Raw genomic sequence first — 11,317 nt, 5'->3', positions numbered from 1 at the left:
AGCTAGGCTTAATTCTGTGCATTAGGCTCCGCTTTCGACATATCACTAACTTGATGTTTTTGAGGGTCAACTTTGATAAATAGAGCCAATACACCCATAGCAGCCATCGCCCAGAATACGTTTGCACCCCAGTTTTCATAGCCCCAGCCACTTAAGGTTGTCATCAAGGCAATGAATGCCCCTAAAGGAATCGCATTGTACAGTGCTTGCAGCGCCACCATTTTTCTTTGCTCAGAGTGTTGGATATATTGAATCGCGGCAATATGTGCGATTGCGAAAGTCACGCCGTGTAGAAGCTGGATCATCACCAATGCCACTAATGCTGTTGTGGAAGCAGTCAAACCCCAACGTACCACCACACCAAGTGCAGCAACCATAAACAGCGCTCGAAGCGTCCAACCCGAGAACAGACGTTTACTCAACGCAAAAATCGCCACTTCAGCCACGACGCCTAAGCTCCAGAGATAGCCGATGATATCTTCAGAGTAGCCCGCCTCTTTCCAATAAATCGAACTGAAGCTGTAATACGCAGCGTGACTACCTTGAATTAGAGAAACCAAAATCAGGAATTTCACCACGGGAAGTTCACGCAGCAGCTCTGTCAACTTAGGCCGCTCGGCATCTTCATCTTCCGTCGTAACGGGCATTGGATTGATGTTGCGCATCGAGAACAACAAAGCCACAACCACACCAGCCAGCGCGGTGAAGATAATCATGTCACTGCCATACTGCGCAACTAAGAAGCCAACCACCGTTGAACCGGCAATAAAGGCAATCGAACCCCACAAGCGAGTGCGGCCATAATCCAGCATTTGCAAACGTGAATAGTAGTTCGCCATGGCATCAGACAAGGGAACAATAGGGCCACAGCACAAGTTGAACAACACAGTCGCCAATGCCATTAACCAAAAACTACCACCTGTAAAGAAGTGGAAACCAACAAAAAGAATAGAGGCGAAGCTGAGCCATCGCAGTGCTGGCATCAAGTGTTCGACTTTATGGATACGTGGTGTTAACACCATGTTGGCGACACATCGGGTCGCAAAACCAATACCGACCAGTAATCCGATATCTGTTGCCGATACCCCTTGCTCTTCAAACCACAACGCCCAAAATGGTAGATAAACACCATAAGCGAAAAAGAAACCGACAAAATACTGGGAAATCCAGCCATATGGAGATGGGGTGAGCATCATTACCTCTGAATGCGTGAATAAATTGGAACAAAGCGGCGATATTATCGTTTGCTTTGCTGAGAATAAAAAGGGAATAATCGTCACAACTGCGTTTCCCTATTCTCACTATTTTCATCATTAGCAACGAAATAAGCGGACTTGTTTCATTAATAGATTCGACCAAAGTCGTCTGGAACAATTATGCCAATCCTGCACACTTAACCTATAGAGTGGCAATGAAGTAGGGTTCCGCAATGCCAGATAAATTTAATATGCACTCCCCACCGTTTGATCGATTGGACAGCCAGCAGCAGAACCGGCTGCGTAGTTCATTGGATGTCGCTTATTACCGTGCCAAAGAAACCTTACTTCAGCCCGGTACACAGAGTCAGCACCTGCACATCCTGATCAAGGGAGCAGTCGAAGAGCGCTCAGAAGACGACAAAGAAATCTTTGCTCACTACGCTAATGATGATTTGTTTGATGTGCGTGCTCTATTTGAAGAGACGGTAAAGCATCGCTACATCGCATTAGAAGATACCCTTTGCTACCTATTGCCCAAATCAGTTTTCATTGAGCTATATAACGAGAATGGTCAGTTTGCCGCCTATTTCGACAACAACCTTGCCAAGCGCCAAGAGCTGATCGATGCGGCCCAGCAACAGCAAAACCTGGCCGAGTTTATCCTGACCAAGGTCGACAAAGAGATCTATCACCCGCCGATGATACTCTCTCCCGAGCAACCACTGAATGAAGTCACGCAGACACTCAAGCAAAATGGTATCGACTCTGCGTTGGTGCGATTAAACGACTCTGACGTTCGCCTCGTCGAAGATGAGCACTCAATGCCGTATGGGATCATTACTCGAACCAATATGCTGCATGCCGTTATGCTTGAAGGTCATCCACTCGACACTCCTGTAGGCAAAATTGCCACTTTCCCTGTGGTGCATGTAGAGGACGGTGAGTTTCTTTTTAATGCGATGATTAAAATGACACGTCACCGAATGAAACGCGTGATGGTCGCCGATGGTAAAGAAGCGGTCGGCATGCTCGATATGACCCAGATCCTCAGTGCTTTCTCTACCCACTCGCACGTATTAACGTTAAGTATTGCCCGCTCGACCAGTATTGAAGAGTTGGCTCTCGCCTCGAACAGGCAACGAAACTTAGTCGAAAGTCTACTTAACAACGGCATTCGCACCCGCTTTATCATGGAACTGATCTCAGCGGTCAACGAGCAGATCATAGAGAAAGCCTTTGAACTGATTGTTCCTCCTGCCCTTCACGATCACTGTTGTTTGGTCGTTCTAGGCTCAGAAGGGCGTGGGGAACAAATACTGAAAACTGACCAAGACAACGCATTGATCATCAAAGATGGTCTTCATTGGCACCAATGTGAAACCGTTATGGGTCAGCTAACCCATACGCTACAGCAACTTGGCTACCCACTTTGCCCTGGTAATGTCATGGTCAATAACCCGAAATGGGTCAAGACTCAGTCAGAGTGGAAAAGCACGATCAGCCAATGGTCTAAACCTAGTAGTGCAGAAAACGTCATGGACCTAGCGATTTTCACCGATGCTCATGCAGTCGCGGGCAACAAATCGTTACTCGACCCCATCACGCAACATCTTAAGCAAACCATGCTGAACAATATGCTCGCGCTGCAAGACTTCTCACGCCCTGCGTTACAGTTTTCTCTACCATTGACGCTATTTGGCAATGTTAAGAAAGACAAACAAGGTGTCGACGTAAAAAGTGGCGGCATCTTCCCTATCGTTCATGGGATCCGTACCTTGTCGCTAGAATATGGCATTGAAGAGAAAAACACCTTTGAACGCATAGAAGCTTTAAGAGTAAAACGGATACTTGAACCAGAGACCGCCGACAACCTCAGTGAAGCGCTTAAGTTGCTATTCAAGCTGCGCCTCAATCAACAACTGACAAATCAACACAGCCACAATCGCATCGACCTGAAACAGATAGAGCGTACCGAGCGAGATTTACTACGTCATAGTTTGCATGTAGTGAAAAAGTTTAAGCAGTTCTTGGGCTATCATTATCAGATAAGAGATTAGAGGCTGGTGTATGAATTGGTTGCAACGCCGTTATTGGTTTTACAAACTCAAGGGATCTCCTTACCAGCCTCTTTTTGCCTCGGTGCAAAAAGGTGAGTACGTCTCGTTAGATTGTGAGACCACCAGCCTCGACCCTAATCGTGCCGAACTCGTTACCATTGCGGCGACCAAAATCATCGACAATCGAATTATTACCAGCAAACCGTTTGAAGTCAGGCTTAGAGCCCCGCAATCACTGGACTCTGGCTCAATCAAAATCCACCGCATCCGCCATCAGGATCTCGTTGATGGTATCGATGAAAAACAAGCCTTGATGCAACTGCTGGAGTTCATAGGTAATCGTCCATTAGTCGGCTATCACATTCGCTATGACAAAAAAATTCTCGATCTCGCTTGTCGCAAACAACTGGGCTTTCCTCTACCCAACCCTTTAATCGAAGTCAGCCAGATCTATCATGACAAACTAGAAAAGCATCTGCCTAACGCCTACTTTGATCTCAGCTTGGATGCCATTTGTAAGCATCTCGACTTGCCTTTGCAAGACAAACACGATGCCCTACAAGATGCGATTTCCGCCGCCTTAGTGTTTGTTCGATTAACAAAAGGTGACCTCCCTAGCTTAAATCTGCCCTATACCCGCTAACCTAACTTACGACCAAGTTCTCAATTTGCGTTTTAATTCCTTCATTTCAAAGCAGATCTATCTCTCTCATCCTAAAGTCTAATTGTCGAATTCTCGCCTGTGCTTGAAAGTTATGGGTATAGGGATTTTACGACGTCAGGGTCAGGTGACCTTATCGTTTTAAACGGACACTTGCTCAATTCACAAGGAATTAAGCACAAGGAGATAAGCAATGAGTGAAGCCCATATTTATCCGGTAAAAGAAAACATCAAAAAAAATACCCACGCGGATAACGATACCTACCAAGCTATGTACCAACAGTCGGTGACAGACCCTGTTGGTTTCTGGAGTGAGCACGGAAAAATCGTCGATTGGATGAAGCCTTTCACTCAAGTAAAGAACACTTCCTTTGATACCGGTCACGTTGATATCCGTTGGTTCGAAGACGGCACGCTAAACGTATCTGCAAACTGTATTGACCGTCACCTTGCTGAACGTGGTGATGACGTCGCCATCATCTGGGAAGGTGATGATCCAAACGACGATAAAACACTGACCTTTAACCAACTGCATAAAGAAGTGTGTGAGTTTTCTAACGCACTGAAAGAACAAGGCGTGCGTAAAGGCGATGTGGTTTGTCTATACATGCCGATGGTGACTGAAGCAGCGGTTGCTATGCTAGCCTGTACCCGTATTGGTGCGGTACATACTGTTGTATTCGGAGGCTTCTCTCCAGAAGCACTATCTGGTCGTATTATTGATTCAGACGCTAAAGTGGTGATTACCGCTGACGAAGGCGTGCGTGGTGGTCGTGCCGTTCCTCTGAAAAAGAATGTCGATGAAGCACTGACTAATCCGGAAGTAAAAACCATCGATAAAGTCATCGTCATGAAACGTACGGGCGGTGACATTGATTGGCATGAGCATCGTGATGTTTGGTGGCATGAAGCAACCGCAAATGTTTCTGCTGACTGCCCACCAGAAGAGATGAAAGCAGAAGACCCTCTTTTCATCCTCTACACTTCTGGCTCGACAGGCAAACCAAAAGGTGTTCTCCACACCACAGGCGGTTACCTTGTCTACGCTACCATGACATTCAAGTACGTATTTGATTATCAGCCAGGCGAAACCTTCTGGTGTACTGCCGATGTGGGTTGGATTACCGGACACACTTATCTGATTTACGGCCCACTGGCTAACGGTGCAAAAACAATCCTATTCGAAGGCGTACCTAACTACCCAAGCACAAACCGCATGAGCCAAGTGGTGGATAAACACCAAGTCAATATCCTATACACGGCACCAACAGCGATTCGTGCCCTTATGGCGAAAGGCAATGAAGCCGTAGAAGGCACTTCACGTAGCAGCCTACGTATTATGGGCTCGGTAGGTGAACCTATTAACCCTGAAGCGTGGGAGTGGTACTACAAAACCATCGGTAATGAAGATTCACCGATTGTGGATACTTGGTGGCAAACCGAAACAGGCGGCATCTTGATTGCTCCACTACCAGGCGCAACAGACCTTAAACCAGGCTCTGCGACTCGCCCATTCTTCGGTGTTCAGCCTGCTCTGGTTGATAACATGGGTAACATTATCGAAGGTGCGACTGACGGTAACCTAGTCATCCTTGATTCATGGCCAGGTCAGATGCGCACAGTATATGGCGACCATGAGCGCTTCGAGCAAACTTACTTCTCTACGTTTAAAGGCATGTACTTCACCAGTGACGGCGCGCGTCGCGATGAAGATGGTTACTACTGGATTACCGGTCGTGTGGATGACGTATTAAACGTTTCTGGTCACCGTATGGGTACCGCAGAAATCGAATCGGCGCTCGTCGCTCACGATAAGATTGCTGAGGCAGCGATTGTTGGTATCCCGCACGATATTAAAGGCCAAGCAATCTACGCTTACATCACGCTCAATGACGGTGAGTTCCCAAGTGCAGAACTGCATAAAGAAGTGAAAGACTGGGTGCGTAAAGAAATTGGCCCTATCGCAACACCTGATGTACTGCACTGGACAGACTCATTACCTAAGACTCGTTCTGGTAAGATTATGCGCCGTATTCTACGTAAGATTGCTACAGGCGATACTAGCAACTTAGGCGATACTTCAACCCTAGCGGATCCAAGTGTGGTTGATAAGCTGATTGCAGAAAAAGCGGAATTAGCATAATTATCAGCACCACTATGTAGAACTTCAAACCGTCACACTATGTGGCGGTTTTTTGTTTTTACCGTCTAAAGTACTCCTCTCTCGCCCTTTCTTATTGAGCAAAAAATGTTACCTCGGTTACAAAAATCCGGCTTCAAGCTGGGAGATTAGACCAGTAAATTGCTGCTAAATGCGCTGAATTAGCTATAATCTGGGTCTATTTCAAAGATTCACTGCTATTTTTAGTAAAAACTGCATGATGAATCCGAGATAATATGGGAATATTCCAGTTCATATCATGAAGTAGGAAGATGGCAGCACAATGACAGCAAAATCACGCATTCTTGTCTTAAATGGTCCAAATTTAAACCTGTTAGGTCTACGCGAACCCGCACATTACGGTTCGTCAACACTACCACAGATTATCGACACATTAACTAAGCAAGCGAATGAAGCCAATGTTGAACTCCAACATCTTCAATCCAATCGTGAGTATGAGCTGATCGAAGCTATCCATGCGGCATACGACAAAGTGGATTTTATTATCATCAACCCTGCCGCCTTTACCCACACCAGTGTTGCACTTAGAGATGCACTATTAGGTGTGGCTATCCCGTTTATCGAAGTACATTTATCCAATGTGCATGCTCGTGAACCATTCCGTCATCACTCTTATCTCTCAGATAAGGCTGAGGGCGTGATTTGTGGTTTAGGTGCGCAAGGATACGAATTCGCTCTGTCTGCCGCGCTGAATAAGCTGCAGGCAAAGTAACCCAACTGACGTTGAAGTCCTTCGCAGATGCTCAACGTAAATAAACACTCTGCAGCTCGTTTTGAGCTGTCTTATTCACAAGATAAAAGAGAAAGAAAAGATGGATATCCGTAAAATCAAGAAGCTTATCGAGTTAGTAGAAGAGTCTGGCATTGCTGAGCTAGAAATCTCTGAAGGTGAAGAGTCGGTACGCATCAGCCGTAACGGTACTGCTGCACCTGTAGCACCAGTTCAATACGCAGCAGCTCCAGCTCCTGTAGCGGCTGCACCAGCAGCGGCACCTGCTCCTGCAGCAGCGCCAGAAGCGGCAGCGGCTCCTGCAACTCCAGCTGGCCACCAAGTTCTTTCTCCAATGGTAGGTACTTTCTACCGTTCTCCAAGCCCAGACGCGAAATCTTTCGTTGAAGTTGGTCAAGCAGTAAACGCTGGCGACACACTATGTATCGTTGAAGCGATGAAGATGATGAACCAAATCGAAGCAGACAAGTCTGGCGTTGTAACCGCTATCCTAGTTGAAGACGGCCAACCAGTTGAATTCGACCAACCACTTGTTGTTATCGAATAATAGAGGCTCTCTCTTATGCTAGATAAATTAGTCATCGCGAACCGAGGTGAAATTGCACTTCGTATTCTTCGCGCATGTAAAGAATTGGGCATCAAAACAGTAGCTGTTCACTCAACTGCTGACCGTGACCTAAAACACGTACTACTTGCAGACGAAGCGATTTGTATCGGTCCTGCACGTGGCATCGATAGCTACCTAAATATTCCACGCATCATTTCAGCGGCGGAAGTGACTGGCGCGGTGGCAATCCACCCGGGTTACGGTTTCCTATCTGAAAACGCAGATTTTGCTGAGCAAGTTGAGCGCAGCGGCTTTATCTTTGTTGGTCCTAAAGCGGAAACAATCCGCATCATGGGTGACAAGGTTTCTGCTATCACGGCAATGAAGAAAGCTGGCGTACCTTGTGTACCGGGTTCTGATGGCCCACTAGATGACGACGAGCAGGCAAACAAAGCACACGCTAAGCGTATTGGTTACCCAGTAATCATCAAAGCGTCTGGCGGCGGCGGCGGTCGTGGTATGCGTGTTGTTCGCTCTGAAGGCGAGTTAATTGAAGCCATCGCTATGACGCGTGCTGAAGCAAAGGCAGCGTTCAACAACGACATGGTTTACATGGAAAAATTCCTAGAGAACCCTCGTCACGTTGAAGTTCAGGTTATTGCTGATGGTCAAGGCGGTGCTATCCATCTAGGTGAGCGTGACTGTTCTATGCAGCGTCGTCACCAGAAGGTTGTTGAAGAAGCGCCAGCACCAGGTATCACTGAAGAGATGCGTAAGTACATCGGTGAACGTTGTACACGTGCATGTCTAGAAATCGGTTACCGCGGCGCAGGTACGTTTGAGTTCCTATACGAAAACGGCGAATTCTACTTCATCGAAATGAATACTCGTATTCAGGTTGAGCACCCAGTAACTGAAATGGTAACGGGCGTAGACCTAATCAAAGAGCAACTGCGTGTTGCAGCAGGTCAACCTTTGTCATTCACTCAGGATGACATCAAGATCCGCGGCCATGCTATCGAATGTCGTATCAACGCAGAAGACCCAGAGCGCTTCCTACCTTCACCAGGTAAGATTGAACGCTTCCACGCCCCAGGCGGCATGGGTGTTCGCTGGGAATCGCACATCTACACAGGCTACACAGTGCCTCCTCACTACGATTCAATGATCGGTAAGCTGATCACTTTCGGGGAGAATCGCGATGTAGCTATTGCACGTATGAAGAACGCGCTAGGCGAGATGATCGTTGAAGGCATCAAGACTAACGTTCCTCTACAAGAAAGCATTATGAATGATGAAAACTTCCAACACGGTGGTGCCAACATTCATTACCTAGAGAAGAAACTAGGTCTGCAATAAGCGATTTCCGCTTTAGTCATAATAAAAAATGCTCACTTCGGTGAGCATTTTTGTTTTCGCGCACTTGTTAGCCTTTTCTGCTACACTCTGCGCCAAATCACATCAATCAATGTAAAGAGCTCATACTCATGCCTTGGATTCAAATCAAACTCAATGCGACCAATGAAAACGCTGAACAGATCGGCGACATGCTAATGGAAGAGACTGGTGCGCTGTCTGTGACCTTCTTAGACGCGCAGGATACACCTGTATTCGAACCTCTACCTGGTGAAACTCGTCTTTGGGGTGATACGGATATCCTAGCGCTGTATGACGCGGAAGCGGATACTAACTTTATCATTGAGCAATCCAAACTCAGCGGTCTACTGGCGGATGATTTCGCTTATAAAGTCGAGCAGTTGGAAGATAAGGACTGGGAACGCGAGTGGATGGATAACTTCCACCCAATGAAGTTTGGCGAGCGTTTGTGGATTTGCCCTAGCTGGCGTGAGATCCCTGAGCCTGAGGCTGTGAACGTGATGCTGGATCCGGGCCTTGCCTTTGGCACTGGTACCCACCCAACTACCGCTTTATGTCTTGAATGGCTAGAAGGCTTAGATTTATCGGGCAAAACCGTGATCGACTTTGGTTGTGGCTCTGGCATTCTTGCGATCGCTGCGATCAAACTGGGCGCGGAAAAAGTTATCGGGATCGATATTGATCCTCAAGCACTGCTTGCCTCTAAAGACAACGCTGAGCGTAACGGTGTTGCCGACCAGTTAGAAGTATTCCTTCCTCAAGATCAGCCTGAAGGTCTAATTGCTGACGTGGTGGTTGCTAACATCTTAGCAGGTCCGCTACGCGAACTTTCACCAATCATTAAGTCTTTAGTTAAGCCAAACGGTGAGCTTGCGATGTCAGGTGTGCTTGATACTCAAGCTGAAGATGTGGCTAACTATTACCGTGATGAGCTTCACATTGATCCTATCAAAGAGCAAAGTGAATGGTGTCGCATCTCTGGTCGAAAGCAAGGCTAGACAAGACTTTGCGAGCTAATTGACTGATTTTTGGGCATTTTGCGAAAACAATTTGTAAATGCTCAAATATTAGTCTTTTCACAGCGCTAAAAAATGCGTAAAATGCGCGCCCTTGCTGGTACTAAGCTGTGAAGACGTTTTGAAAATCGGAAACTACCAACTTAAGAATAATCTCATCGTTGCCCCTATGGCAGGTGTGACTGATAGACCGTTCCGTGAGTTGTGTCTCCGCTATGGTGCTGGAATGGCCGTCAGTGAAATGATGTCATCCAATCCAAAGCTATGGAAAACGTCCAAATCAAAGCAACGCATGGTACATGAAGGCGAATCGGGCATTCGCTCTGTACAAATTGCGGGCGCTGATCCACAGCTTATGGCCGATGCTGCTCAGTTCAGTGTTGAAAACGGTGCGCAAATCATCGACATCAACATGGGCTGTCCAGCCAAAAAAGTGAATAAGAAGCTAGCTGGCTCTGCCCTGCTTCAGTATCCAGATATCATTGAAGATATTCTGAAGGCTGTGGTCAATGCAGTCGATGTCCCTGTGACATTGAAAACCCGTACTGGCTGGGATACAGATAACAAAAACTGTGTCCAAATCGCTAAATTAGCCGAAGACTGCGGCATTCAGGCCCTTGCTCTGCATGGCAGAACAAAAGCGTGTATGTACAAAGGTGAGGCCGAATACGACAGCATTAAAGCGGTCAAGCAAGCTATCTCAATTCCGGTTATCGCTAACGGTGATATCGATAGCCCAGAGAAAGCCAAGCATGTACTGGAATATACCGGTGCTGACGCTTTAATGATTGGACGCCCTGCCCAAGGTCGTCCGTGGATTTTTCAGGAAATCCAACACTTTTTGGAAAACGGCACCACGATGCCTGAGCTTCCTTATTCGGAAGTGAAAGACATCCTGCTTGGCCATGTGAATGCACTGCATGCTTTCTATGGAGAGTATTTAGGTCCACGAATCGCGCGTAAGCACGTAGGTTGGTACCTAAAAGAGCATGAACAAGCAAGTGAGTTTCGCCGTACCTTCAACGCCATTGAGGCAGCTGAGCTGCAGCTTGAAGCGCTTGAAGAGTATTTTGATAAAGCCTAACTAGTTGTGCTTTCGCCCCAACTACGACAGGTAAACGTTGCATCATAATTAAGAGAAGAGCTAGACCGAATATGTTCGAACAAAATCTGACTTCAGAAGCATTAACAGTAACTACAGTAACGTCACAGGACCAGATTACTCAGAAGCCACTACGTGACTCTGTTAAAGCGTCTCTTAAAAACTACTTGGCTCAACTAAATGGCCAAGAAGTAACAGAACTATATGAATTAGTTCTAGCTGAAGTTGAACAGCCACTACTAGATACCATCATGCAGTACACTCGCGGTAACCAAACTCGCGCAGCAACTATGATGGGTATCAACCGCGGTACTCTTCGCAAGAAACTTAAAAAATACGGCATGAACTAATCGTTCATTCGATATTTTGATTTTAAGAAGCCGGGCTTACGTCAGTAATTCCGGTTTTTTTAACACTAGAGCCAGTGTTAGTTGCACGAATATTCA

10 protein-coding genes are annotated in these 11,317 nt (G+C 46.7%); 9 read left to right on the top strand and 1 reads right to left on the bottom strand.

Features of this window, described 5'->3' with window-relative positions:
* Nucleotides 1-8: 8 nt before the first annotated feature.
* Nucleotides 9-1,193: a 3-phenylpropionate MFS transporter gene (locus tag AC5O63_RS16670; protein ID WP_171323709.1), complete on the bottom strand. Its 1,185-nt coding sequence runs from the start codon at nt 1,191-1,193 to the stop codon at nt 9-11.
* Between the two features lie 236 nt (nt 1,194-1,429).
* Between AC5O63_RS16670 and AC5O63_RS16665 the strand changes: the two genes are divergently transcribed.
* The 9 genes from AC5O63_RS16665 to fis all read left to right on the top strand — a co-directional run bounded on the left by AC5O63_RS16665 (nt 1,430) and on the right by fis (nt 11,221).
* Nucleotides 1,430-3,256, top strand: coding sequence for a DUF294 nucleotidyltransferase-like domain-containing protein (locus tag AC5O63_RS16665; RefSeq protein ID WP_494505671.1), 1,827 nt, complete (start codon nt 1,430-1,432; stop codon nt 3,254-3,256).
* A 10-nt stretch (nt 3,257-3,266) separates the two neighbouring features.
* Entirely contained in the window at nt 3,267-3,899 is a 633-nt protein-coding gene (locus AC5O63_RS16660) for a 3'-5' exonuclease (protein ID WP_004742957.1), read from the top strand.
* A 211-nt stretch (nt 3,900-4,110) separates the two neighbouring features.
* Nucleotides 4,111-6,060 (top strand): acetate--CoA ligase, encoded by a 1,950-nt coding sequence (gene acs / locus AC5O63_RS16655; RefSeq protein WP_494505670.1) that lies wholly within the window; start codon nt 4,111-4,113, stop codon nt 6,058-6,060.
* A gap of 301 nt (nt 6,061-6,361) precedes the next feature.
* Nucleotides 6,362-6,811, top strand: coding sequence for a type II 3-dehydroquinate dehydratase (aroQ, locus tag AC5O63_RS16650; protein WP_004742955.1), 450 nt, complete (start codon nt 6,362-6,364; stop codon nt 6,809-6,811).
* Between the two features lie 100 nt (nt 6,812-6,911).
* The gene (gene accB, locus AC5O63_RS16645) at nt 6,912-7,376 is read left to right on the top strand and encodes an acetyl-CoA carboxylase biotin carboxyl carrier protein (RefSeq protein WP_239826950.1); all 465 of its coding nucleotides are present in this window, start codon (nt 6,912-6,914) and stop codon (nt 7,374-7,376) included.
* Between the two features lie 15 nt (nt 7,377-7,391).
* On the top strand, nt 7,392-8,735 hold the full coding sequence (gene accC / locus AC5O63_RS16640; protein ID WP_171323715.1) for an acetyl-CoA carboxylase biotin carboxylase subunit: 1,344 nt from the start codon (nt 7,392-7,394) through the stop codon (nt 8,733-8,735).
* Between the two features lie 128 nt (nt 8,736-8,863).
* Complete coding sequence (prmA, locus tag AC5O63_RS16635; RefSeq protein WP_494505669.1) at nt 8,864-9,751, top strand: 50S ribosomal protein L11 methyltransferase; 888 nt, start codon at nt 8,864-8,866, stop codon at nt 9,749-9,751.
* A gap of 139 nt (nt 9,752-9,890) precedes the next feature.
* Complete coding sequence (gene dusB, locus AC5O63_RS16630) at nt 9,891-10,853, top strand: tRNA dihydrouridine synthase DusB (protein WP_486786925.1); 963 nt, start codon at nt 9,891-9,893, stop codon at nt 10,851-10,853.
* A 71-nt stretch (nt 10,854-10,924) separates the two neighbouring features.
* The gene (gene fis, locus AC5O63_RS16625; protein WP_000462885.1) at nt 10,925-11,221 is read left to right on the top strand and encodes a DNA-binding transcriptional regulator Fis; all 297 of its coding nucleotides are present in this window, start codon (nt 10,925-10,927) and stop codon (nt 11,219-11,221) included.
* The last annotated feature ends 96 nt before the right edge of the window (nt 11,222-11,317 follow it).

The sequence above is a fragment of the Vibrio sp. SCP2 genome, from assembly GCF_059295395.1.
Note: the sequence above shows the minus strand (reverse complement) of the source record. Positions and strands in the feature narration are given on the sequence as shown.

Excerpts from the sequence above, each read along its gene's own strand:
- accB (WP_239826950.1), top strand. The coding sequence starts at position 6,912 with ATGGATATCCGTAAAATCAAGAAGCTTATCGAGTTAGTAGAAGAGTCT.
- acs (WP_494505670.1), top strand. The coding sequence starts at position 4,111 with ATGAGTGAAGCCCATATTTATCCGGTAAAAGAAAACATCAAAAAAAAT.
- prmA (WP_494505669.1), top strand. The coding sequence starts at position 8,864 with ATGCCTTGGATTCAAATCAAACTCAATGCGACCAATGAAAACGCTGAA.
- accC (WP_171323715.1), top strand. The coding sequence starts at position 7,392 with ATGCTAGATAAATTAGTCATCGCGAACCGAGGTGAAATTGCACTTCGT.
- AC5O63_RS16665 (WP_494505671.1), top strand. The coding sequence starts at position 1,430 with ATGCCAGATAAATTTAATATGCACTCCCCACCGTTTGATCGATTGGAC.
- AC5O63_RS16660 (WP_004742957.1), top strand. The coding sequence starts at position 3,267 with ATGAATTGGTTGCAACGCCGTTATTGGTTTTACAAACTCAAGGGATCT.
- aroQ (WP_004742955.1), top strand. The coding sequence starts at position 6,362 with ATGACAGCAAAATCACGCATTCTTGTCTTAAATGGTCCAAATTTAAAC.
- AC5O63_RS16670 (WP_171323709.1), bottom strand. The coding sequence starts at position 1,193 with ATGCTCACCCCATCTCCATATGGCTGGATTTCCCAGTATTTTGTCGGT.
- fis (WP_000462885.1), top strand. The coding sequence starts at position 10,925 with ATGTTCGAACAAAATCTGACTTCAGAAGCATTAACAGTAACTACAGTA.